Source organism: Nocardia sp. NPDC050799, assembly GCF_040654015.1.
Taxonomy (GTDB): domain Bacteria; phylum Actinomycetota; class Actinomycetes; order Mycobacteriales; family Mycobacteriaceae; genus Nocardia.
In genome coordinates, this window is sequence record NZ_JBFAHF010000006.1 from 107,622 (window position 1) to 131,391 (window position 23,770).

Consider the following 23,770-nt stretch of genomic DNA (forward strand, 5'->3'; position numbering starts at 1 on the left):
CTCCGATCAGCCGTACCGCGCCCGGCGCGGGCCGATATCCAGGGAGTAGTCGGACATGGGTTTGGAAGAGAAATTGCCCAGTGGTTTCGTGCTCAGCACGGTCGAAGCCATGGCGGGGTACATGCGCAAGGGGTCGGTATGGCCGGCCACCTTCGGTCTGGCCTGCTGCGCGATCGAAATGATGGCCACCGGCGGTGGCAGATTCGACTCGGCGCGTTTCGGCATGGAGGTCTTCCGTGCCTCACCGCGGCAGGCGGATCTGATGATCGTGGCCGGCCGGGTCAGCCAGAAGATGGCGCCCGTGCTCCGTCAGGTCTACGACCAGATGACCGAACCGAAATGGGTGCTGGCCATGGGGGTGTGCGCCTCCTCCGGCGGCATGTTCAACAACTACGCCATCGTGCAGGGCGTGGATCATGTGGTCCCCGTCGACATCTACCTACCGGGTTGTCCCCCCCGTCCGGAGATGCTGCTCAACGCCATCCTCGCACTGCACGAGAAGATCCAAGCGACCCCGATGGGCGTGAACCGGACCGAGGCGATCCGCGCCGCCGAGGCGGCGGCGCTGGCGGCCACCCCGACCATCCGGATGGAAGGCCTGCTGCGATGAGCACCGAGGACCCGGGCTCCACCGACAGCCGCGCCGTGGAACCCGAACAGCCGATCGGTCCCGCGGACGAGGTCATCGGGGTGCGCCGGGGTATGTTCGGGATCTCCGGCAGCGGCGACACCTCCGGCTACGGCCGCCTGGTTCACCGGGTCGCGCTCCCCGGCGGCAGCGCGCCGCCCTACGGGAGCTATTTCGACACCGTCGTCGACCTGCTGCGCGCGGCCCTGGCAGCCGGCGCCGGATTCGATGCCGCGATCGAGAAGGTCGTGGTGGACCGCGGCGAATTGACCCTGCACGTGGATCGCGACCATCTGGTCGCGGTGGCGCGGGCGCTGCGCGACGATCCCGCGCTGCGGTTCGAACTGTGCCTCGGGGTGAGCGGCGTGCACTACCCGGACGAATCCGGCCGGGAGTTGCGCGCGGTCTATCACCTGAATTCGATCACGCACGGACGCCGGCTACGGCTCGAGGTGTCCGCCCCGGACGCCGACCCGCACATCCCGTCGCTGTACCGCGTGTATCCGACCTGCGACTGGCACGAACGGGAGACCTACGACTTCTTCGGAATCCTGTTCGACGGGCATCCCTCACTGACCCGCATCACCATGCCCGACGACTGGCGCGGTCACCCGCAGCGCAAGGACTACCCGCTGGGCGGGATACCGGTCGAGTACAAGGGCGCGCGGATACCGCCGCCCGATGAGCGGAGGGCATACAGCTGATGAGCGAGATCGATTACCGGCCCGGAGTCTCCGGCGGGCCGGACAGCGACGACTCCCGGGCCGCCCCCACGGCGCCCGGCCACAGCGGTGCGGACCCCACCGAACAGGTACTGACGGTCGCCGGGCAGGACTGGGACGAGGTCGCCGACGCCCTGCGCGGCGCGGGCGAGGAACGCATCGTCGTCAATATGGGCCCGCAGCATCCGTCCACGCACGGGGTGTTGCGGCTCATCCTCGAGATCGAGGGCGAAACCGTGGTCGAGGCCCGGTGCGGTATCGGCTATCTACACACCGGTATCGAGAAGAATCTCGAATTCCGCACCTGGGCCCAGGGCGTCACCTTCGTCACCCGGATGGACTATCTGTCCCCGTTCTTCAACGAGACCGCCTTCTGCCTCGGGGTGGAGCGGCTGCTGGGCATCACCGACGACATCCCCGAGCGCGCCACCGTGATCCGGGTGCTGCTGATGGAGCTCAACCGCATCTCCTCGCATCTGGTGGCGCTGGCGACCGGGGGTATGGAACTGGGCGCGCTGACCCCGATGCTGTTCGGCTTCCGGGAGCGGGAGCTGATCCTCGACGTCTTCGAGAACATCACCGGCCTGCGGATGAACCACGCTTTCATCCGGCCCGGCGGTATCGCCCAGGACCTGCCCGGCGACGCGGTAGGCAAGATCCGCGACCTGTTGACGCTGATGCCCAAACGATTGCGGGACATGGAGCATCTGCTCACCCACAATCCGATCTTCAAGGCGCGCACCCAGCACATCGGCTATCTCGATCTGACCGGCTGTATCGCGCTCGGCGTCACCGGCCCGGTCCTGCGCTCCACCGGTCTGCCGCACGATCTGCGCAAGGCCATGCCCTACTGCGGGTATGAAACCTACGAATTCACCGTCCCCACCACCGACACCTGTGACTGCTACGGCCGCTACCTCATCCGCATCGAGGAGATGAAACAGTCGCTGACGATCGTGGAACAGTGCCTGGACCGGTTGCGGCCGGGTCCGGTGATGGTGGCCGACAAGAAGATCGCCTGGCCGGCGGACCTGGAACTGGGCGCCGATGGCCTGGGCAATTCGCCGCAGCACATCGGCAAGATCATGGGGACCTCGATGGAGGGGCTCATCCACCACTTCAAGCTCGTCACCGAGGGTATCCGGGTGCCTCCGGGGCAGGTCTATGCGGCGGTGGAGTCACCGCGCGGCGAGCTCGGCGTCCATATGGTCAGCGACGGGGGCACGCGGCCCTACCGCGTGCACTATCGCGATCCTTCCTTCACCAACCTGCAGGCCGTGGCGGCGATGTGCGAGGGCGGCATGGTCGCCGATGTGATCGCGGCCGTCGCCAGCATCGATCCGGTGATGGGCGGTGTGGACCGTTGAGGGGCCATATCTCCGCCAACGCTTCGGTCTCCGCCGACCACGTGTATCGGCCACGAAGGAGAACTGAACCGATGCGGCGGTACCTCCGCCCACGCTGCGGTCTCCGCGGGACGCATGTACCGGCTTCGAAAGAGGTTCCATGACCGAGATTCTCTTGCGGCTGACTGCTCGGCCGCAGCCCTACCCGGATGATGTTCGTGCCCGACTCGAGCCGGACGCGAAAGAGATCATCGCCCGGTACCCGCAGCCCCGCTCGGCGCTGCTACCGCTGCTCCATCTGGTGCAGTCGGAAGAGGGCTACGTCAGCAGTACCGGGATCGAGTTCTGCGCGGAGTTGCTCGGGCTCACCGGCGCCGAGGTGACGGCGGTCGCCACCTTCTACTCCATGTACCGGCGCACTCCCACCGGGGACTACCACGTGGGCGTCTGCACCAATACCCTGTGCGCGGTCCTCGGGGGCGATGTCATCCTCGCGGAACTGCGCGCGCATCTGGGGATCGCGCACGGGGAGACCACCGACGACGGCGCGATAACCCTCGAGCACATCGAATGCAACGCGGCCTGCGATTACGCACCGGTGATCATGGTGAACTGGGAGTTCTTCGACAACCAGACCCCGGAATCGGCCCGCGAACTGGTGGACGCACTCCGCGACGGCCGTACCGTCACCCCCACCCGCGGCGCGCCGCTGTGCACCTTCCGGGACACCGCGCGGGTACTCGCCGGGTTCCCGGACACCCGGCCCGGCGTACTCGACGGAGACCCGGGCGCCCCGACGCTCACCGGTCTGGACACCGCGCGCGAGCAGGGTATGCGTGCACCCGAGGTACCGGACGAGGACGGTGGCCGATGACCCTGACGCCCGTCCTCAGCAAGTACTGGAATCTGCCGAATTCCTGGACCCTCGACACCTACCGAGCCCACGAGGGATACGAAGCGCTGCCGATCGCGCTCGGCATGACACCGGACCAGGTGATCACCACGGTCAAGGACGCCGGCCTGCGCGGCCGCGGCGGGGCCGGGTTCCCGACCGGTATGAAATGGGGTTTCATCCCGCAGGGCCCCGAACCCGACGGCTCGACGAAACCGCACTACCTGGTGGTGAACGCGGACGAGTCCGAACCGGGCACCTGCAAGGACATCCCGCTCATGCTCGCGGCACCGCATTCGCTCATCGAGGGTGTGATCATCGCCGCCTATGCCATTCGCGCCGCGCACGCCTTCATCTATCTGCGCGGTGAGGTGGTGCCGGTACTGCGCCGGCTGCAGGCCGCGGTCGCCGACGCCTACGCCGCCGGGCTGCTGGGTCGCGATATCCTCGGCTCCGGCTACGATCTGGAGCTCACCGTGCACGCCGGCGCCGGCGCCTATATCTGCGGTGAGGAGACCGCCCTGCTGGATTCGCTGGAGGGCAGGCGCGGGCAGCCCCGGTTGCGCCCGCCGTTTCCGGCGGTCGCGGGTCTGTACGCCAGTCCGACCGTGGTGAACAATGTCGAATCCATCGCCAGTGTGCCGCCGATCATCCGCAACGGCCCGGCCTGGTTCCGCTCCATGGGCAGCGAGAAATCACCCGGTTTCACGCTGTACTCGCTGTCCGGGCATATCGCCCGGCCCGGCCAGTACGAGGCGCCGCTCGGCATCACCCTGCGTGAACTACTCGGGTACGCGGGCGGGGTCCGCGCGGGCCGGTCCCTGAAGTTCTGGACACCCGGTGGTTCCTCGACCCCGCTGTTCACTGCCGAGCATCTCGATGTGCCACTGGACTACGAGAACGTAATGGCACAGGGTTCGATGCTGGGCACCAAGGCACTGCAGATATTCGATGACACCACCTGCGTGGTCCGTGCGGTGCTGCGCTGGACCGAGTTCTACGCCCACGAATCCTGTGGTAAGTGCACCCCGTGCCGGGAGGGTACGTACTGGCTGGTCCAGCTGCTCACCCGGCTCGAATCGGGCGAGGGCACACCCGCCGACCTGGACAAACTCCTGGATATCGCCGACAACATCAACGGCAAGTCCTTCTGCGCGCTCGGTGACGGCGCGGCCAGCCCCATCGTCTCCTCGCTGAAGTACTTCCGCGACGAATACCTCGCGCATATGACGCACGGCGGCTGCCCGTTCGATCCGGCCCGCGCGACCGCCTGGGCCGGATCCGCGGCCGGAGAGGGGATCCGATGACCGCCACTGTCCGTTCCGATTCCGCCGATCTGCAGCCGGCCGACCTGGTCACCGTCACGATCGACGGCACCACGGTCAGTGTTCCGGCCGGTACCCTGCTCATCCGCGCCGCCGAACTGATCGGTATCCAGATTCCCCGGTTCTGCGATCACCCGCTGCTCGCACCGGTCGGCGCCTGCCGGCAGTGCCTGGTGGAGGTGGAGGGCCAGCGTAAACCCGTGGCCTCCTGCACCATGACGGTCACCGAGGGCATGGTGGCGCACACCCAGCTCGATTCCGCGGTCGCGGAGAAAGCACAGCAGGGCGTGATGGAACTGCTGCTGATCAACCATCCGCTGGACTGCCCGGTCTGCGACAAGGGCGGGGAGTGCCCGCTGCAGAACCAGGCCATGTCCACCGGGCGGACGGAGAGCCGCTTCGACGGGGAGAAGCGCAAGTACCCCAAGCCGATTCCGCTGTCGACCGCGGTCCTGCTGGATCGTGAACGGTGTGTGCTGTGCGCGCGCTGTACCCGTTTCTCCCAGCAGATCGCCGGGGACCCGTTCATCGAACTGCTCGACCGTGGCGCGCTCCAGCAGGTCGGGACCGCCGCGCACGAACCGCTCGATTCGTACTTCTCCGGTAACACCGTGCAGATCTGCCCGGTCGGTGCCCTCACCGGGACCGGCTACCGGTTCCGGGCCCGCCCGTTCGACCTGGTCTCCAGCCCGAATGTCTGTGAGCACTGTGCCTCCGGTTGCGCCCAGCGCACCGACCACCGGCGCGGGAAGGTCCTGCGCCGCCTGGCCGGCGACGATCCCGAGGTCAACGAGGAATGGAACTGCGACAAGGGGCGCTGGGCGTTCGCCTACACCGGCGAGCGCGACCGGATCACCGGCCCGCTGCTGCGCGGTGCCGACGGAGCGCTGGCACCGTGCTCGTGGTCCGAGGCGCTCGCGGCCGCCGCCCGCGGTCTGCGCGCCGGCGTGGGTAACGCGGCGGTGCTGCCCGGCGGCCGGATCACCGAGGAGGAGGCGTACGCGTACGCCAAATTCGCGCGGACGGTGCTGGGCACCAACGATATCGACTTCCGGGCCCGGGCCCAGACCACGGAGGAAGCGGAGTTCCTGGGCGCCTGGGTCGCCGGACATACCGGCACCGTCACCTACGACAATCTAGAGACGGCCCCGGTCGTGCTCCTGGCGGGGTTCGAACCGGAGGAGGAATCGCCCATCGTCTATCTGCGGCTGCGCAAAGCGGCCCGGACCCGCGGGGTGCAGGTCTTCTCGATCGCCGCCTACGCGTCGCGCGGCCTGGAACGGATGTCGGGCTCGCTCGTCCCGGCGGCCCCCGGCAGCGAGGCCCGGATCCTCACCGAACTGATCGAACCGGGCGCCGAGCCCGGCCCGGCCCGGCTGCTGCGGGAACCCGGCGCGGTGATCCTGGTCGGCGAACGGCTGGCGACCGCCCCCGGTGCGCTGTCGGCGGCGATCCGGCTCGCCGCCGATACCGGCGCCGCGCTCGCCTGGTTGCCGCGGCGGGCCGGCGAGCGCGGCGCGGTGGAGGCCGGCGCGCTGCCCGGTCTGCTCCCGGGCGGACGGCCCGTCACCGACCCCGAGGCCCGGCGCCAGGTGGCCGAGATCTGGGGCGTCACCGATCTTCCCAACCGCCCCGGCCGCGATACCGCTTCGGTTCTCGACGGCACCGCGACGGTGGGCACCCTGGTGGTCGGCGGTATAGAACTCGCCGACCTGCCCGATCCCGCCGCGGCGCGGGCCACCCTGCGGGCCGCCGACTTCGTGATCTCTCTGGAACAACGGCACAGTGAGATCACCGCGTACGCCGACGTGGTGTTCCCGGTGGCCACGGCGATGGAGAAATCCGGCACCTTCCGCACCTGGGAGGGCCGCCCACGTCCGTTCGCCGCGGCGCTCACCGACAGCACCGTGCGCCGCACCGCCGCGCCGCTCTCGGATCTGCGGGTGCTGCACAGTCTGGCGGCGAAAGTGGGTGTGGCGCTCGGTCTTCCCGATACCGCCGCCGCGCGGACCGAACTCGACCGACTCGGTCCCTGGACCGGCGCCACGATCGCGCCCCCCACACGGTCGGCCGCGCCACCCGTCCGCCCCGAACCCGGCACCGCGGTACTGGCGAGCTGGCGGATGCTGCTGGACCGGGGACGGATGCAGGACGGCGAAGCAAATCTGGCCGGTCTCGCGCGTCCGCCGGTGGCCAGGTTGTCTGCGGCGACAGCCGCGGAAGTGGGCGCCGCCGACGGCGCTCCGATCACCGTGACGACCCCGCACGGCGCGGTGACCCTGCCGCTGGCCGTCACCGAGATGCCGGACCGGGTGGTATGGCTGCCCATGAACTCACCCGGGTGCTCGATCCACACCGATCTCGGCGCCCGACCGGGCGACGTCGTGACCCTGCGGCGCGCCGACCAGCGGACGGAGGCATCCGACCATGACTGATCTGTCCCTCTTCGGTCACGACCCGCTCTGGCTGGTCGCCGCCAAAGCCGTCGCCATTTTCGTTTTCCTGCTGCTGACCGTGCTGTTCGGCGTGCTGATCGAACGCAAGGTCGTGGCCTGGATGCAGATGCGGGTCGGACCCGACCGCGTGGGGCCCAAGGGGTTGCTGCAGAGCGCCGCCGACGGGGTGAAGATGGCGTTCAAGGAAGATATCGTCCCCGCGATCGTGGACAAACCCATCTTCGTGCTCGCGCCGATCATCTCGGTCGTCTCGGCCGTCCTGGCCTTCGCCGTGATCCCGTTCGGGCCGGAGGTCTCGATCCTGGGGCAGCGAACCGCCCTGCAGCTCACCGATCTACACGTCGGTGTTCTCTACATCCTTGCGGTCACCTCGATCGGTGTGTACGGGATCGTGCTGGCCGGCTGGGCCTCGGGCTCTACCTATCCACTGCTGGGCGGCCTGCGCTCCACCGCGCAGGTGATCTCCTACGAGATCTCCATGGCGCTCTGCTTCGGGGCGGTGTTCCTGCTCGGCGGCACCATGGCGACATCCGGGATCATCGCCGCCCAGCAAACCACCTGGTATGTGTTCCTGCTGCTGCCGTCTTTCCTCATCTACTGCATCTCCATGGTCGGGGAAACCAACCGGGCGCCGTTCGACCTGCCCGAGGCCGAGGGCGAACTCGTCGGCGGGTTCCACACCGAGTACTCCTCGCTGAAGTTCGCGATGTTCATGCTCGCCGAATACGTGAATATGGCCACGGTCTCGGCGCTGGCGACCACCATGTTCCTCGGCGGCTGGCGGGCCCCGTTCCCCGTCAGCCTCTGGGAGGGAGCGAATTCGGGCTGGTGGCCGCTGCTGTGGTTCACCGCCAAGGTCTGGATGTTCCTGTTCGTGTTCATCTGGCTGCGCGGTACCCTGCCGCGGCTGCGCTACGACCAGTTCATGAGTCTGGGCTGGAAACTGCTCATCCCGACCTCGCTGGCCTGGGTGATGGTGGTGGCCACCGCCCGGGTCCTCGATCTCGAGGGATATCCCGTCCGCACACCGATCCTGGCGATCGGCGGCCTGCTGCTCACCGGGCTCCTGATCGGGTTGTTCCTCCGGGCCGGGAACGCCCCGGCCACCGCGCCGGAGTTCGGTCCCGAAGACGATCTACCGGTGGGGAACGCTCCACCGGGCACGCCGGGCGGGGGTCAGGTCTTCCTGGGATTCCCGACCCCGCCGCTGCCGGAGCGGACCTCGACCATCACCTCCTCCCCCGGGTTCCTCGAACCGCTGGCAGGTTTCGCGGTCACCGCGCTCACCATGTTCAAGAAGCCCAATACCGAGTTCTATCCCGAGGAGAAGGTCCCCACCGCACCGCGCTATCACGGCCGCCATCAGCTCAACCGGCACCCCGACGGGCTGGAGAAGTGCATCGGCTGCGAGCTGTGCGCCTGGGCCTGCCCGGCCGACGCGATCTACGTCGAAGGCGCCGACAACACCGACGAGGAGCGCTTCTCCCCCGGTGAACGCTACGGGCGGGTGTACCAGATCAACTATCTGCGCTGTATCGGCTGCGGCCTGTGCATCGAGGCATGCCCGACCCGGGCGCTGACGATGACCAACGAGTACGAACTCACCGACGACAACCGCGCCGATCTCATCTACGAGAAGGACCGGTTGCTCGCCCCGCTGGCCCCGGAGATGCAGGCCCCACCGCACCAGATGCAACCGGGCAGTACCGAAGCCGACTACTACCTCGGCCGGGTGGACCCCGCGGCACCGCGGCCCACCGCCGATACCGCGCCGGGAGGTAACCGATGATCGGCGCCGGAAGGGCCCTGCTGGCCGCCGCCCCGCTGACCGACGCCGGAACCGGTGAAACGGTGCAGTTCTGGATCCTCGCCCCGCTGGCGGTACTCGGCGCGCTCGGTATGGTCTTCGCGGCCAAGGCCGTGCACTCGGCGATCTGCCTGGCGGCCACCATGATCACGCTGGCGGTGTTCTACATCGCCCAGGACGCGCTGTTCCTCGGAGTCGTGCAGATCGTGGTGTACACCGGCGCGGTCATGATGCTGTTCCTGTTCGTCCTGATGCTGGTCGGGGTCGATTCGGCGGAATCGTTGCGGGAGACGCTGCGCGGGCAGCGGATCGCCGCCGGGGTGGTCGGCGTCGGATTCGGGGTCCTGCTGTGCACGGGCATCGCGCACGGCGTGCGCCGTTCCGGAATCGAATTCCCCGCCACCGGCTTCCCGGGTCGTGACGTGATCGGCGCCCTGGCCGAACTGATCTTCGTACGCTACGTCTGGGCCTTCGAACTCACCGGCGCACTGCTGATCGCCGCCACCATCGGTGCCATGTTGCTGGCCCACCGGGAGACGTTCGGTCCGAAACTCGGCCAGCGCGAACTGTCACGCCGGCGGTTCCGCGACGCCGGGCACCGGCCCACCCCGCTGCCCACCCCCGGCGTCTACGCCCGGCACAACGCGGTGGACGTCCCGGCGCGGCTACCGGACGGATCGTTCGAGGAGCTGTCGGTCTCGACCATTCTGCGGCACCGCCGTACCCAGGCACTCACCGATGCCGCGGTGCTCTCGGTCGGCTCCGCGCCGGCCCTCGGATCCGACGACGCCCGCACCGCCCGCCCGGCCGACGAGGAAGGTATCCGGTGAATCCCGAGAACTATCTGTTCCTGTCCGCGCTACTGTTCACCATCGGCGCCGCGGGCGTGCTGCTGCGGCGTAACGCGATCATCGTCTTCATGTGCATCGAGCTCATGCTCAATGCGGTGAACCTCGCGTTCGTCACCTTCGCGCGGATGCACGCGAACCTCGACGGCCAGGTCTTCGCCTTCTTCACCATGGTGGTCGCCGCGGCCGAGGTTGTGGTCGGTCTGGCCATCATCGTCACCATTTTCCGCGCCCGCCGCTCGACCTCGGTCGACGACGCCAACCTGCTGAAGTTCTGACGTGCTCGGCTCAAGCGCGGAGGCGGTAGCGCAGTGTATCCACGCAGCGCTCCCGAGCATGCCGAAAGGACACTGACGTGGATACCGCAACGCTGTGGCTGCTGCCCGCCCTGCCCCTGGCCGGCGCTGCCGTACTGCTGCTCACCGGGCGCCGCTCCGACGCATGGGGTCATCTGCTCGCCACGGTGACCGCGCTGGCCTCCTTCGTGGTGGCGGTGATCGCTTTCGCCGGGATGCTCGGCCGTTCCGGCGCCGATCGCGCGGTGGCGCTGGATCTGTTCAGCTGGGTGCCGATAGCCGGGCTCCGGGTCGACTTCGGGCTCGCGCTGGACCAGCTGTCCATCTGTTTCGCCTTGCTCATCACCGGCGTCGGCTCGCTCATCCACATCTACTCCGTCGGATATATGAGCCACGATCTCGGCCGCCGCCGGTTCTTCGCCTACCTGAACCTGTTCCTCGCGGCCATGCTGCTGCTGGTGCTGGCGAACAACTATCTGGTGCTGTACCTGGGCTGGGAGGGCGTCGGCCTGGCCTCGTATCTGCTGATCGGGTTCTGGTACCACAAACCGTCGGCGGCCACGGCCGCCAAGAAGGCGTTCGTGGTCAACCGGGTCGGCGATATGGGTTTGGCGATCGCCATGATGATCATGTTCGCCACTTTCGGGTCCCTCGATTTCGGTGCGGTGTTCGCCGCGGCCCCCGGGGCGAGCGACGCCACACTCACTGCCGTCGGCCTGTTCCTGCTGCTGGCCGCGTGCGGTAAATCCGCCCAGGTACCACTGCAATCGTGGCTCGGCGACGCCATGGAGGGCCCCACCCCGGTGTCGGCGCTCATCCACGCCGCCACCATGGTCACCGCGGGCGTGTACCTGATCGCCCGCTCGAACCCGCTCTACGATCTCGCGCCCACCGCCCGGGTCGCGGTGGTGGTGGTCGGCGCGGTGACCCTGCTGTTCGGCGCGGTCATCGGTTGCGCCAAGGACGACATCAAGAAGGCGCTGGCCGCCTCCACCATGAGCCAGATCGGCTACATGGTGCTGGCCGTCGGCCTCGGTCCCGCGGGATACGCGGTGGCCATCATGCATCTGCTGACCCACGGCTTCTTCAAGGCGGGCCTGTTCCTCGGGGCGGGTTCGGTCATGCACGCCATGGACGACGAAACCGATATGCGGCGCTACGGCGGATTACGCACCCTGCTACCGATCACCTACGTCACCTTCGGTCTCGGGTATCTCGCCATCATCGGTGTGCCGCCGTTCGCCGGGTTCTTCTCCAAGGACCGCATCATCGAAGCGGCCTTCGCCGCCGAAGGCGCCGCCGGCCCGATCCTGGGGACCGTCACCCTGCTCGGCGCCGGCCTCACCGCCTTCTACATGACGCGGGTGATGCTGTTGACCTTCTTCGGCGAACGCCGCTGGAAGCCCGATACCCACCCGCACGAATCCCCCGCCGTGATGACGGGTCCGATGATCCTGCTGGCGCTCGGGTCGGTCGGCGCCGGCGCGGTTTTCGCCTGGGGGTCCGCGCTACAGAACTGGCTGGCACCGGTCGTCGGCGAACACCACGGTGAACCGATCCTGCCCGTCCCGGTGATCACCGGGCTCGCCCTCGCCGTGGTCGCGGTGGGCGTGGCGGTCGCCTACCGGCAATACGGGCGCAGCGCGGTCCCCGACAGCGCACCGCAGGAGGTGACCGCGCTGACCGTCGCCGCACGGCGCGACCTCTACGGCGACGCCGTCAACGAGGCCGCCTTCATGCGGCCCGGCCGTCACCTGACCCGCGCGCTGGTCTTCCTCGACAACCGCGGTATCGACGGTCTCGTCAACGGCACCGCCGCGGTCATCGGCGGTCTGTCCGCGCGGGCCCGCCGGATCCAGACCGGTTTCGTCCGTTCGTATGCCCTGTCCATGTTCACCGGCGCGGCCCTGGTGGCCGCAGCCCTGCTGGCCGTGAGGATCTGGTGAGCGCCGTGCCCTGGTTGTCCGTGCTCTGGCTGTTGCCCCTGGTGGGCGCGGCGGTCGTACTCCTGCTGCCGGCCGCGCAGCGACTACTGGCCCGCTGGGTCGGCCTGCTGTTCGCCGTGGCCACTTTCGGGGTGGCGCTGGGGGTGGCGACGGCCTTCCAACCCGGCGGCGAGCAGTTCCAGTTCGTCGAATCCCACACCTGGATACCGGCGTTCGGCGCCGGATACACCCTCGGTGTGGACGGGATCGCGCTGGTCCTGGTGCTGCTCACCGCCGGGCTGGTTCCGCTGCTCGTCATCGCCGGCTGGCACGACGACCGCGAGGTCGGCACCGGGAAACGGGTGGCACACACCTATATCGCGCTCACCCTCCTGGTGGAGGCGATGGTGCTGGTGTCCTTCCTGTCCCTGGACATCCTGCTGTTCTACGTGTTCTTCGAGGCCATGCTGATCCCGATGTACTTCCTCATCGGCGGTTTCGGGCCACGCACCGACGACGCGCAGGTCCGGCAGCAGCGTTCCCGCGCCGCGGTGAAATTCCTGCTGTACAACCTGTTCGGCGGCCTGATCATGCTCGCCGCGGTGATCGGCCTCTACGTACTCACCGTCCGGCAGGACCTCGGCGCGGACGGCGCCGGAACCTTCGACCTGCGCACGGTGGTCGCGGCCGCCAACTCCGGACAGCTCGGCGCCGGACCGGCGGTGCTCAACGCCCTGTTCCTCGGTTTCATGTTCGCGTTCGCGGTCAAGGCACCGCTGTGGCCGCTGCACACCTGGCTGCCGGACGCCGCCGTCTCCGCGACCCCGGCGAGCGCGGTGCTGATGATGGCGGTGGTCGACAAGGTCGGCACCTTCGGCATGCTGCGCTACTGCCTGCTGCTGTTCCCCGCCGCGGTCGACACCTATGCGCCGCTGGTGATCACGCTGGCCGTGATCGGCATCCTCTACGGCGCGCTGCTGGCCATCGGCCAGACCGATGTGATGCGACTCATCGCCTACACCTCCATCTCGCACTTCGGCTTCATCGTGCTCGGTATCTTCGCCATGACCAGCCAGGCCCAGACCGGCGCGACCCTGTACATGGTCAATCACGGGCTGTCCACGGCGGCACTGTTCCTGGTGGCCGGTTTCCTGGTCTCGCGGCGCGGCAGCCGGCTCATCGCCGACTACGGCGGAGTCCAGAAGGTGGCGCCGGTGCTGGCCGGAACGTTCTTCATCGCCGGCCTGGCCACCCTGTCCCTGCCCGGACTCGCCCCGTTCGTCAGCGAATTCCTGGTCCTGATCGGCACGTTCAGCAGGTATCAGGTGGCCGCGGTGATCGCCGCCGCCGCGCTGGTGCTGGCGGCGATCTACGTGCTGTGGCTGTACCAGCGGATGATGACGGGGCCGGTCCGCGAGGGCAATGAACGCATCCGGGACCTGGTGCCGCGCGAACTCGTGGTCGTGGTGCCGCTACTCGGCGCCCTGATCTTCTTCGGTGTCTATCCGAAACCGATACTGGACTTCATCGATCCCGCGGTGAACCAGACCCTCACCACGGTCGGCAGTGTCGACCCCGCACCGCCGGTCCCGGCCCATCCGGAGGCGGCGAACCCCGGAGGTGTGCGTCATGAGCGCTGAGCTGTCCGTCGATACGGTCCTGGCCGCGACCGTGCCGGCGCCGAGTATCGAATACCACGTGCTGGCGCCGATCCTCATCGTGTTCGGTGCGGCGGTCGTGGGAGTGCTGGTGGACGCGTTCTTCCCGCGCCCGTGGCGGTATCCCGCGCAGCTGGTACTGACCCTGGCGGCACTGGGGGCCGCGCTGGTCGCCGTGCTGCTGCTGTCCGGGACCGCGACGACGGCCGCGGTCGGCGCGGTCGCGGTCGACGGGGTCACCCTTTTCCTCCAGGGCACCCTGTTGATCGTCGGCATCCTGTCGGTGCTGTTCGTCGCCGAACGCGGACCGCTGCCCCGGCCGCGCTCCGGGCCGGGCACCTGGAGCCGCACCGCCGCCACCGCCGAATATGGGATGGACGCGTTTACCCCGCAGGCCTCCGCCGTCCCGGGCAGCGGGGCCGAGCGGTCGGCCGCAACCGCGGGCATCACACCCACCGAGGTCTTCCCGCTGTTGCTGCTGGCGCTGGGCGGCCTGCTGTTGTTCCCCGCCGCCAACGATCTGCTCACCATGTTCGTCGCGCTGGAGGTGCTCTCGCTGCCGCTGTACCTGCTGTGCGGTCTGGCCCGGCGGCGCCGGCTGCTCTCGCAGGAGGCGGCGCTCAAATACTTCCTGCTGGGCGCGTTCTCCTCGGCCTTCTTCCTGTACGGGGTCGCGCTGCTCTACGGCCAGACCGGCACGGTCCGCCTCGCCGGAATCGCCGACGCGCTCGCCGCCGAGACCGGCGCGCCCACCCTGGCGCTGCTGGGCGTGGCCATGCTGGCCGTGGGACTGCTGTTCAAGATCGGCGCGGTGCCCTTCCAGGCGTGGGTGCCCGATGTGTATCAGGGCGCACCGACACCGATCACCGCGTTCATGGCGGCGGCGACCAAGATCGCTGCCCTGGGCGCCCTGCTGCGCGTGCTGTCCGTGGGTGTCGCGGAGATCGCCGACGACTGGCGGCCGGTACTGGCGGCCGTCGCCGTGGCCACCATGGTGGTGGGCGCGATCCTGGCGATCACGCAGACCGATATGAAGCGAATGCTCGCCTATTCGTCCATCGCGCACACCGGCTTCCTGCTCACCGCGCTGGTCGCCGCCGACGACCGCGGCATCGCCGCGACCCTGTTCTATCTGTTCGTCTACGGCCTGGGCACCCTGGGCGCCTTCGCGATCGTGAGCATGGTGTGCGAAGCCGACGGGACGGAGGCGACGGCGCTGCCGCGCTGGGCCGGGCTCGGCCGCCGCGCCCCGTGGCTCGCCACCATGTTCGCGCTGCTGCTGCTGTCGTTCGCCGGTATCCCGATCACCGCGGGATTCGTCGCGAAATTCGCGGTCTTCCAGGCCGCGGCCGGCAGCGACGCCGGTCTGCTGGTAATCGTCGGCGTGCTGGCCAGCGCGATCGCCGCGTTCTTCTACATCCGGGTGATCGTGCTGATGTTCTTCACCGATCCGCCGGCCGACCCACCCGAGATCGTCGGTCCGCCCGCCGCGACCACGGTGGCGGGCATCGCGGCACTGGCCACCCTGGTCTTCGGCATCGTTCCGCAACCCCTGCTGGAGCTCGTCGACCGCGCCGGCGAATTCGTGCGGTAGCCCGGAGAGCGCCCCCTCCGCACGGCTCGGATGTGGGAATACGCACACTTCACATTAGTTGATTAGCGCAAGCAACAGATTTAAAGTTGATTAGCGCAAGCAACTAGATGTGGAGTACGCATGGGAGTTCCCCCCGACACCGCACAGGGCATCCTCGACGAACTGTTCCTCATCAGTCGAGCCCTCCGGCGGTCCCTCGCACAACCCGAGGAGGGCCGACTGCTGCCGGGCGGGATCAGTGTCCTGGTCAACCTGGAATCGGCCGGTCCGTGCCGGCAGGTCGACCTCGCCACCCAGATAGGTATCAGCGCCTCGGCCATGAGCCGGCACATCACCGAACTGGTCGCCGACGGTTATGTCCTGCGCAATACCGATCCCAGCGACGGGCGCGCCATCCGCGTCGAGGTCTCCCCCGCCGGCCACGAACTTCTCGTCCGGATCCGGGAATCACGGGTCCGGGGACTGCAGGAGGTCCTGGCCGACTGGACTGTGGACGACGCCGCACACGCCCACCAGATCCTGCACACCCTCCGGAGCCGACTCATCGCCCGGGACAGTCGCCACGCCGCGACCGACAACCAGAAACATCCGCACAGCTCACAGTCCGCGGACACGCAGCGCAGCGTCACCGAAGAATACGAGCCGGAATCGAAAGAGAGTCAGGAAATAGATGTCTAGTCCAGTCGAGGCGGTGACGCGGCGAGACCCCTACGCGATGAGCCACCGTGAGGTTCTGGAATCGCTCACCGGGCTACTGGCCGCGCTGTTCACCGCGCTGCTCAGTACCACGATCGTGGCGACCGCGCTGCCCACGATCATCGGCGATCTACATGCCTCGCAAACCGCCTACACATGGGTGATCACCGCCGCGCTGCTGGCCAACGCGGCCTCCACCCCCATCTGGGGCAAACTCGCCGACCTCTTCAACAAGAAGGTCCTGGTCCAGACGGCCATCGTCATCTTCGTGGCGGGCTCGGTCCTCGCCGGTTTCGCCCACGATGTGACACTGCTGCTGACCGCCCGCGTCGTCCAGGGCATCGGGATGGGCGGACTGACCGCGCTCGTCGTCGCCATTATCGGCAGTATCGTCGCGCCGCGGGAACGCGGCCGGTACTCCGGCTATATGGGCGCGGTGATGGCGGTCTCCATGTCGGGCGGGCCCATCCTCGGCGGCGTCATCGTGGACAGCCCACTCGGCTGGCGCTGGTGCTTCTTCGTCTGCGTACCACTCGCACTGATCGCGTTGTTCCTGCTGCAGCGCACACTGCGGCTGCCCACCGAACGCAAGGCCGACGTGTCCATCGACTGGCTCGGTGCCGTCCTGATGACCGCCGGTGTCTCGATTCTGCTGATCTGGGTCTCCTTCGCGGGGAAGGCCGGCTATTACGAGTGGTTCTCCCGGGAGTCGCTGCTGTACGTGGTGGCGGGCGTGGCGCTGCTCGCGGCGACCGTACGGGTGGAGGCCCGTGCGAAGTCGCCGATCGTGCCACTGCGGATCGTCACCGAGCGCACCACCGGCCTGGCGATCATCGCGTCCGTCGCGGTGGGTATCGGGATGTTCGGCGCCACCACCTTCCTCGGCCAGTACTTCCAGACCTCGCGCGGTCATTCGCCGACGATCGCCGGCATCCTGACCATCCCGATGGTCGCGGGCATGCTCGTCGCCTCGGTGGTCTCCGGTCAGCTGATCACCCGTTTCGGCAAGTGGAAAGGCTTCGTCGTCGGTGGCGCCACCCTGCTGGTGTTCGGCTTCGCGCTGCTCTCCGCGCTCGACCACGAAACCAACCTGTGGCTGGTCAGCGCGTATATCGCGGTGGTGGGCCTGGGCGTCGGCATGATGATGCAGAACCTGGTACTGGCCGTGCAGAACACGGTGAGCGTGCACGATATCGGCGCGGCCTCCAGCAATGTCGCCTTCTTCCGCACCTTCGGCGGCGCCATCGGAGTCTCGGTGCTGGGATCGGTTCTGGCGACCCGCGTCGGGGAGCTGTCGGCCCAGGGGTTCGCCCGGCTGGGTATCCAGACCTCCGCGGGTGGCGGCAGCAATCTCGACCTGGACAGCCTGCCCGCGCCGATCGCCACCATTGTGCGCGCCTCCTACGGCGACGCGACCGGCCGGATCTTCCTGATCGCCGCGGTCGCGGCGGTGGTCGCGCTCCTGGCGACCACGCTGTTGCCGAACCGCCCGCTGCGCCGCACGATCGATATCGACCCCGAGCTCGATCCGATGGGCCCCGATGACGAGCTGGACCGGACGGTCGAGGCAGCGTCCGGCGAATTCGCCCGCCGGGAACCCGCGCTGCAGAACTGAGCGGGTACCGCTCTCCCGTAGAACCCCGGGTATCACTGACTGCGATACCCGGGGTCTTCCGTATGTGGCGGCCGCGGGCGGCCCGGTGGCCGATGCCGCGCATCGGCCGCGGCCGTCCGGATCAGCTCCAGAGCACGGCGATCAGCACATTCACGATCGCCAGCCCACCCGCCGCGTCCGGCATCCATGCGGAATCCTTCCCGCGCTTGGCGTCGGCCCGGCCCATTTCGGCGAAGGCGGCCACCAGCACGGAGATCACGAGCTTGACCCCGATCTTCACCATGTTCAGGTCTTTGTCCAGAGAGGTCAGTGACTCCGCCAGGCCGACCAGCACCACCCCGGTGATGATCTGCGCCCGGGCGCCCCAGACCATCACCTCGTTCACGGTGGGCCGACCGGCGGCATATCCGCCGACCACCGCTGCCATACCGAGCAGATGGGTGACGACCACGACGTTGTAGACGATTTCCGACACGTTCACGTTGCAAGATCCTGCCAAATACGGTGCCGGTAGGGTTACCTCGAATCCCACTGCGCAAGAGCCGTACGCACCGTCGCGACAAGAGCAAGCGGTTGATCCATCATCGGATGATGACCCGCGGCCGCCAATTCGACAACTGTCGCCCGCCGCTTGAAAGATCCCGCTATTGCCGACGCGGTATCACGCTCGACCAACCCGAGCTCGCACCGGATGTACAGCGCGGGGGTGTCCACCGTCCGGAGTAGGCCGGGCATGTCGATGCTCGGCTGTGCGAGCCGCTTTCGGAACATTTCGGGATCGAACTTCCAGACCCATCCGCCGTCGGTGCGGCGTACCGATTCCTCCGCCACATGCCGGGCCACGTAAGGCAGCACCGTAGCCTGTGCCGGCTCGGTACGAAACCGGCCGCAGATTTCTTCCTTGGTCCGGTAGGCCTTCGGCTTACGCTCGAGCTGCCGGATAATGGTCTCTTCCGGCGGCTCACGGAACATCGGCGAGTCGATGATCACCAGGCCCGCGACAGAATCTCGGTGTCGAGCGCCCACGGCAGCGGTCACCCCTCCGCCCATACTGTGGCCGACGATGTACGGTCGCGCCGATATACCCCCGGCCTCGGCGGCCGCGATCACCTCGTCGGCCCAGCCGTCGAGCGGGTACTGGGAGCGTACGGCGCTGTCTCCGTGGCCGGACAGATCGAGCGCCACCACGCGATATGTTGTCGCGAGCAACGGTGCAATATGGTCCCACCAGCCCGAATGCGCCGATCCGCCGTGCACCAGGACTACGCCGGGCGTGTCGGCCCGGCCCCAGCACCGCAGATGGACAAGGCCCCCGGCCACCTCGACCTCACGATGTTCAGGCGAATCCGCGATGGCTTCCGTGAACCATCGCGGTGCCGCCACCGCAGACGTCACCGTCACTGTCACTGTCAACTCCTTCGCGGCAGTCCTACTCCATGGACCATATCCACCGGTACCACCGTCCGTTCGTGCGGATTGTGCAGGACGGGCGGGTGTCGCCACCCTGCCCGACTCTGCGGCCACCGTTGCTCTCATTGCTCGGCGGCGCCGTGCACGGTCCCTGGGTCCGATCGGTGAGCATTGCCGCCGCGCGAGAGAGCCCGCGGTCTGCTCGTGGGCCGAGCTTTTAATTCCGACGGCGATAGGGCGAGCCCCGAACCCCGACATCGCGATGTTGCTCACAATCGTCACTCGGCGCTCGACTCGGGATGGTGAACACTGGTTCACTCATCAGGGTGAACGCACGTTCACTCCGAACGAAAGGTTTCCGTGTGAGCGCGCCGGACCGCGTCGCAAAATCCGAAGGCTCACGGAGCTGGACCGTGATGGCGACCTTGGCGCTCACCGGCACCGTCGTCTCCCTCCAGCAAACGCTCGTCCTCCCGCTTCTGCCCGATCTACCCGGGCTCCTGAACACCACCGCCGACAACGCGTCGTGGCTGGTGACCGCGACCTTGCTCTTCGGGGCGGTCTCGATACCCACCGTCACCAGGCTCGCCGATATGTTCGGGAAGAAGCGGATGATGATGGTCGCACTGGCCATCATGGTGCTCGGCTCCGTCCTCGGCGCGGTCAGTACCGACCTCATCCTGATCATCATCGCTCGCGCGTTGCAGGGTGTCGGGCTGTCCCTCATACCCGTGGGTATTGCGATCCTCCGGGATGAGCTGCCGCGCGATCGCATGCCGCTCGGTGTCGCGCTGATGAGTGCCAGCCTGGCGATCGGTTCCGGCGCGGGGCTCCCCCTGTCCGGTCTGATAGCAGCGCATTTGGACTGGCATGCCATCTTCTGGGTCACCGGCGTAGTGGGAGTGGTCGTCCTTGCTGCCGTCTGGCGGGTGATCCGCGAGTCGCCGGTCAAGACCGGCGGGTCGTTCGACTACCGGGGCGCGATCATCGGGTCGGTCGCTCTGACAGCGGTGATGCTCGCGTTGTCCAAAGGGGCCCATTGGGGCTGGACCTCGGGTATCACCCTGACCATTGTCGGCGTGGGGACAACGCTCTTGATCGCCTGGGTGCCGCTCGAACTCCGGGTCCGGAATCCGCTCGTCAATGTGCGAATCGCTGCCCGTCCGGCTGTCCTGCTGGCGAACGCGGCCTCACTGCTGCTGGGCTTCGCCATGTTCGCGAATATGCTCGTCACCACCCAATTGCTCCAATTACCGGTCGGTTCCGGTTACGGGCTCGGATACGACATATTGAACACCGGGCTGTGGATGGCACCGATCGCGTTGGTCTTCGGCGCGATGGCGCCGGTATCCGCGAAGATCCTGCGCCGATACGGCCCGGTGGCGACACTGCTCACCGGAACACTCGTCATGGCGGGTTCTTATGTGGCTCGCGTGTATCTCAGCGACAATCTCTGGCAGATAGTCGTCGGCTCGGTGCTGGTGGCCGCCGGGACATCGATGACCTACGCCGCCCTGCCCACGTTGATCATGCGCGCCGTTCCGCTGACGGAATCGGCGTCCGCGAACGGACTGAACACCCTACTGCGGTACATCGGCACGGCCCTGTCCAGCGCAGTCATGGCCGCCGTGGCCACCATGAGCACGATCCGAGTCGCCGACGAGGTATTTCCCAGCTTCCAGGCCTTCACCGTGCTGTTCTGGGTTTCCGCGGCTGCCTGCGTCGTCACAGCGGTCATCGCGTTGGCCATGACCAGACTTCGCGAGACACCGGACGAGAGCAGCGAGGAACTCGACAAATCCGAACATCCGCACGAGGCGGTGGCCGGCGGAAAGGTGATCAGCCAGTCGAAGCGCCCGATCGGTCACGCGGTCGTCACCGTGTTCACACCGTCCGCGGACCACGTCGATTGGAGCCAGGTGGACTCGGCGGGCCACTTCTCGGTCGCCGTGCCCGGCCCGGGCCGCTATCTTCTGGTCACCGCAGCCGACGGATGGACACCGGACTCCCGTCTGGTGGACATCGACACCGGCGGCAGAATCGATGCGATAGTTCTGAAGGAACGGTTGATGATGGCGGGCACAGTGGTCGATGCGAGCGGGCCGGTGGACGGTGTCAATGTGGTACTCACCCGGCACACCGGCGAAGCCGTCGGCACGACCAGGACCGGCGCGACCGGAGATTACCAACTTCCACTACCGCAGAACGGGAGATACATCATCACCGCGTTCACGAGTTCCTCGTCCACCGCACGCGCAATCACGATCTGGGGATCAGCTCGTAATTTCGACCTCGAGCTTCTCGAACCCACCGCACACCTGCCGGCGACACCGCACGCCGACACGGTATCCGCGCGATGACCCGAGCCAGGGACGCCGCAGTCGCGGCGGCATCGAAACTGTTCGCGGAGCGCGGATATCGCCACGTGACCATCCGCGACATCGCGCTGGCCGCAGAGCTGTCGCCCGCAATGGTGATGAAAGTGGTGGGAAGCAAAGAGAAACTCTTTCACGAGGTGGCCGAGGTACAGCCACTCGATCTCACCGGGATCCCCGACGAGGAACTCGGCCGAGCCCTGGTCGGAAACATCATCGAACGTATGCAGACGAACGCGGTGGAGCCGTTGGGACGCGCGATCATGTTGCGACTCACCGCCCCGGACCCCGCCACGATCCAAGAGAAGTTCACCAGCGGCTACTTCGACGCGCTGACCGAACGGCTCGGCGGCGACGACGCCGAATTGCGGGCCGAGCTGGCAGTAGGCGCGCTGATGGGCCTCGCCGCCACACTGCGAATCTTCGAAGCCCCCCACTCTGCCGCACAATCCGACCAGGTGTTGCTGCGCTTCGGCGATATCGTCCAGAAGCTACTCGACGGAGACCACCGAGGAACGTCCGGTCAGGGCGGCGAAGTCTCCGGCCCGTGATCACCCGACCCCACCGAGGCAACGTGCACGGAGGTCCTGCGCATCCGCCCCGACATCAGCTCGCGGGCCGACCCGGCCGGATCGAGGGGGAGATCTGAATGAGCAGTTCGACCGGTGCGGGCCGGTGCAGCACACGATCGGAAGCGGGCCGTGGTGTGGAACGATTGACGAGGTCGGGTCGAATGTCATTCCCGCCCCTCCTCAGCGGCTACGAGACGGCCGACACTAAAGCAGGGGCACAGACCTACCAGTCGGTCGCCCCGTTCGGCGGGTCTGCACTGCACTTGAATCGCAATCACGGGCCCCAGTATGAATATATCAGTTCAGGAAGGATCGATTCCTGAACGATCAGATCACGGTCTCTACTGATCCTGGTCCGATCAACCCACGAACACGAGCATGGTCGTATGCCGACCGGAGAGCTACGCCGAGCTGTCGGGGCGAACCTCGCCCGAATACGCCAACAGCGCGGTGTGAGTCAGGAACGATTCGCACACGAAGTGCTCAAGCTGTCGCTTCGTTACGTGTCGGACTTGGAGGCGGGGAAACGAAACCTGACCTTGAAGTCGGTGGAATCCATCGCTGAGGCGCTGGGGGTTACCCCGATCGAGTTGTTGAAGCAGTAGGAGTGGACGGCTAGTTCATCCCGGAAGGGGGCGGCTATGGCCGATGAGCAAGGCCAGCTGCAGCGCTGGCAGGGGCTGAAACAGCAGGCCATCAACGGCGAAATGACTCTGGACAAGGATACGGGCGAGGCGCTGGCGGGCGAATGCGAGACGTTGCTCGACAATCTCCGCCGTCGGAGGTGTGAGGCCGAGCGCTGGGCTTCCTGTCCGGGTATGGCGGGCTGCCGTCCGCACAGGACATCAAGGGCAAATTCGAGACACTGGCGGCGGTGGACGCCACAGACCGGCTGAACGGTCTGATAGCGATTGTCGAGACCATGCGCGACACCTACCTTGCCGCTATCGGCCAACTCACAGAGACGGACCAGCATACCTCGCAAGCGCTCGGAAACTCGGGTCCGGCTTAGTCCGGAAGAGCTGGTTCCAGATCAGAGAGGTACTGCACGGCCAGTCCGCACAGGTCCGCCGGTTTATCGCCGGTCTCCATCCACGCAGTGGATACGATGAACGACCCCTGCTCGGCCCCGAATGCCGCGCGGCACCTGGTCTCGGCGGTGTTCTTCTCCCTGAACGTGATCCCCTCTCGCCCGGCGATATCGACCTCGGTGAAGTCGATCAAGTTCTCGTTCTTCTGGGTCTCGTCCATGGTGTGGGAGGTCGAATACAGCTCCACTACGTAGGTCACAGGCGACATGCCAAGGGGGTCCCACGCGCACACCCGCCATGACGACGGACCGGAAGGTGGGTCGGTTAGCACGTCTTTCGTTGTGGAGTCCAGCCCGGCCGCCGTGAGCGCAGCATCCGGCAAGTCTTGGCACACGTTGAACGGTTCGGTCACAGCTTCTGTGGCCGACACGGACGTCCCCGCCGACTCGGTCGTTCCGCATCCAGCGGTTAGCAGTAGTGCGATGGCGCTCAGCACGACTCGTAGGCGCAAGGCTCCCCCTTCGGTCCGATTGTTGCCCACGGTATCCGATCACCCCTTGAGTTCGATCTATAC

General features: G+C 67.3%; 21 protein-coding genes and 1 pseudogene. 19 read left to right on the forward strand and 3 right to left on the reverse strand.

All coding sequences use genetic code 11. The features are described 5' to 3' along the window. Window positions 1-55 precede the first annotated feature (55 nt). From AB0H42_RS08785 to AB0H42_RS08855, 15 genes and pseudogenes are all read left to right on the forward strand, one after another. A complete protein-coding gene (locus tag AB0H42_RS08785; RefSeq protein ID WP_030519466.1) occupies window positions 56-610 on the forward strand; it encodes an NADH-quinone oxidoreductase subunit B in 555 nt (184 codons plus the stop codon). After that, entirely contained in the window at window positions 607-1,332 is a 726-nt protein-coding gene (locus AB0H42_RS08790) for an NADH-quinone oxidoreductase subunit C (protein WP_357051961.1), read from the forward strand. The genes AB0H42_RS08785 and AB0H42_RS08790 overlap by 4 nt, the downstream gene beginning before the upstream one ends. After that, the gene (locus AB0H42_RS08795; RefSeq protein ID WP_357051964.1) at window positions 1,332-2,717 is read left to right on the forward strand and encodes an NADH-quinone oxidoreductase subunit D; all 1,386 of its coding nucleotides are present in this window, start codon (window positions 1,332-1,334) and stop codon (window positions 2,715-2,717) included. The genes AB0H42_RS08790 and AB0H42_RS08795 overlap by 1 nt, the downstream gene beginning before the upstream one ends. A 139-nt stretch (window positions 2,718-2,856) precedes the next feature. Then, entirely contained in the window at window positions 2,857-3,570 is a 714-nt protein-coding gene (gene nuoE, locus AB0H42_RS08800) for an NADH-quinone oxidoreductase subunit NuoE (RefSeq protein WP_357051967.1), read from the forward strand. Continuing rightward, the gene (nuoF, locus tag AB0H42_RS08805) at window positions 3,567-4,895 is read left to right on the forward strand and encodes an NADH-quinone oxidoreductase subunit NuoF (protein ID WP_030519462.1); all 1,329 of its coding nucleotides are present in this window, start codon (window positions 3,567-3,569) and stop codon (window positions 4,893-4,895) included. The genes nuoE and nuoF overlap by 4 nt, the downstream gene beginning before the upstream one ends. Beyond that, the gene (locus AB0H42_RS08810) at window positions 4,892-7,348 is read left to right on the forward strand and encodes an NADH-quinone oxidoreductase subunit G (RefSeq protein ID WP_357051970.1); all 2,457 of its coding nucleotides are present in this window, start codon (window positions 4,892-4,894) and stop codon (window positions 7,346-7,348) included. Before nuoF ends, AB0H42_RS08810 begins: the two co-directional genes overlap by 4 nt. Further along, window positions 7,341-8,540, forward strand: a pseudogene (nuoH, locus tag AB0H42_RS08815) (NADH-quinone oxidoreductase subunit NuoH); the annotation flags it as partial. The gene AB0H42_RS08810 and the pseudogene nuoH, both read left to right, overlap by 8 nt. Window positions 8,541-8,597: 57 nt before the next feature. Beyond that, window positions 8,598-9,158, forward strand: a complete 561-nt coding sequence (gene nuoI / locus AB0H42_RS08820; protein WP_357052279.1) for an NADH-quinone oxidoreductase subunit NuoI — start codon at window positions 8,598-8,600, stop codon at window positions 9,156-9,158. Further along, window positions 9,155-10,006, forward strand: coding sequence for an NADH-quinone oxidoreductase subunit J (locus tag AB0H42_RS08825; RefSeq protein ID WP_357051973.1), 852 nt, complete (start codon window positions 9,155-9,157; stop codon window positions 10,004-10,006). The genes nuoI and AB0H42_RS08825 overlap by 4 nt, the downstream gene beginning before the upstream one ends. Then, the gene (nuoK, locus tag AB0H42_RS08830) at window positions 10,003-10,302 is read left to right on the forward strand and encodes an NADH-quinone oxidoreductase subunit NuoK (protein WP_030519458.1); all 300 of its coding nucleotides are present in this window, start codon (window positions 10,003-10,005) and stop codon (window positions 10,300-10,302) included. The genes AB0H42_RS08825 and nuoK overlap by 4 nt, the downstream gene beginning before the upstream one ends. 77 nt (window positions 10,303-10,379) lie before the next feature. After that, on the forward strand, window positions 10,380-12,266 hold the full coding sequence (gene nuoL, locus AB0H42_RS08835) for an NADH-quinone oxidoreductase subunit L (protein WP_357051976.1): 1,887 nt from the start codon (window positions 10,380-10,382) through the stop codon (window positions 12,264-12,266). Beyond that, the gene (locus tag AB0H42_RS08840) at window positions 12,263-13,885 is read left to right on the forward strand and encodes an NADH-quinone oxidoreductase subunit M (protein WP_357051979.1); all 1,623 of its coding nucleotides are present in this window, start codon (window positions 12,263-12,265) and stop codon (window positions 13,883-13,885) included. The genes nuoL and AB0H42_RS08840 overlap by 4 nt, the downstream gene beginning before the upstream one ends. Then, window positions 13,875-15,497 carry an NADH-quinone oxidoreductase subunit NuoN gene (nuoN, locus tag AB0H42_RS08845; protein WP_357051982.1) on the forward strand — a complete coding sequence of 541 codons (1,623 nt, stop codon included), beginning with the start codon at window positions 13,875-13,877 and terminating at the stop codon, window positions 15,495-15,497. Before AB0H42_RS08840 ends, nuoN begins: the two co-directional genes overlap by 11 nt. 120 nt (window positions 15,498-15,617) lie before the next feature. Next, the gene (locus AB0H42_RS08850; RefSeq protein ID WP_357051985.1) at window positions 15,618-16,175 is read left to right on the forward strand and encodes a MarR family transcriptional regulator; all 558 of its coding nucleotides are present in this window, start codon (window positions 15,618-15,620) and stop codon (window positions 16,173-16,175) included. Further along, window positions 16,168-17,808, forward strand: a complete 1,641-nt coding sequence (locus tag AB0H42_RS08855) for an MDR family MFS transporter (protein ID WP_357051988.1) — start codon at window positions 16,168-16,170, stop codon at window positions 17,806-17,808. Before AB0H42_RS08850 ends, AB0H42_RS08855 begins: the two co-directional genes overlap by 8 nt. A gap of 121 nt (window positions 17,809-17,929) precedes the next feature. On the opposite strand, the gene AB0H42_RS08860 is transcribed toward AB0H42_RS08855, so the two are convergent. Both AB0H42_RS08860 and AB0H42_RS08865 read right to left on the reverse strand, forming a co-directional pair. Then, window positions 17,930-18,235 (reverse strand): hypothetical protein, encoded by a 306-nt coding sequence (locus tag AB0H42_RS08860; RefSeq protein WP_357052283.1) that lies wholly within the window; start codon window positions 18,233-18,235, stop codon window positions 17,930-17,932. A gap of 89 nt (window positions 18,236-18,324) precedes the next feature. After that, entirely contained in the window at window positions 18,325-19,215 is an 891-nt protein-coding gene (locus tag AB0H42_RS08865) for an alpha/beta hydrolase (RefSeq protein ID WP_357051991.1), read from the reverse strand. A 419-nt stretch (window positions 19,216-19,634) separates the two neighbouring features. Here AB0H42_RS08865 and AB0H42_RS08870 point away from each other — a divergent pair, with 419 nt between their 5' ends. The 4 genes from AB0H42_RS08870 (at window position 19,635) to AB0H42_RS08885 (ending at window position 23,061) form a co-directional block, all read left to right on the forward strand. Then, window positions 19,635-21,578, forward strand: coding sequence for an MFS transporter (locus AB0H42_RS08870; protein WP_357052286.1), 1,944 nt, complete (start codon window positions 19,635-19,637; stop codon window positions 21,576-21,578). Then, window positions 21,575-22,144, forward strand: a complete 570-nt coding sequence (locus AB0H42_RS08875) for a TetR family transcriptional regulator (protein WP_357051994.1) — start codon at window positions 21,575-21,577, stop codon at window positions 22,142-22,144. The genes AB0H42_RS08870 and AB0H42_RS08875 overlap by 4 nt, the downstream gene beginning before the upstream one ends. 407 nt (window positions 22,145-22,551) lie before the next feature. Then, entirely contained in the window at window positions 22,552-22,770 is a 219-nt protein-coding gene (locus tag AB0H42_RS08880; RefSeq protein ID WP_357051997.1) for a helix-turn-helix transcriptional regulator, read from the forward strand. Between the two features lie 36 nt (window positions 22,771-22,806). Continuing rightward, window positions 22,807-23,061, forward strand: a complete 255-nt coding sequence (locus AB0H42_RS08885) for a hypothetical protein (protein ID WP_357052000.1) — start codon at window positions 22,807-22,809, stop codon at window positions 23,059-23,061. Window positions 23,062-23,173: 112 nt separating this feature from the next. Here the strand turns inward: AB0H42_RS08885 and AB0H42_RS08890 are convergent, their stop codons facing one another. Next, window positions 23,174-23,737: a DUF3558 domain-containing protein gene (locus AB0H42_RS08890; protein ID WP_357052003.1), complete on the reverse strand. Its 564-nt coding sequence runs from the start codon at window positions 23,735-23,737 to the stop codon at window positions 23,174-23,176. Between the last annotated feature and the right edge of the window lie 33 nt (window positions 23,738-23,770).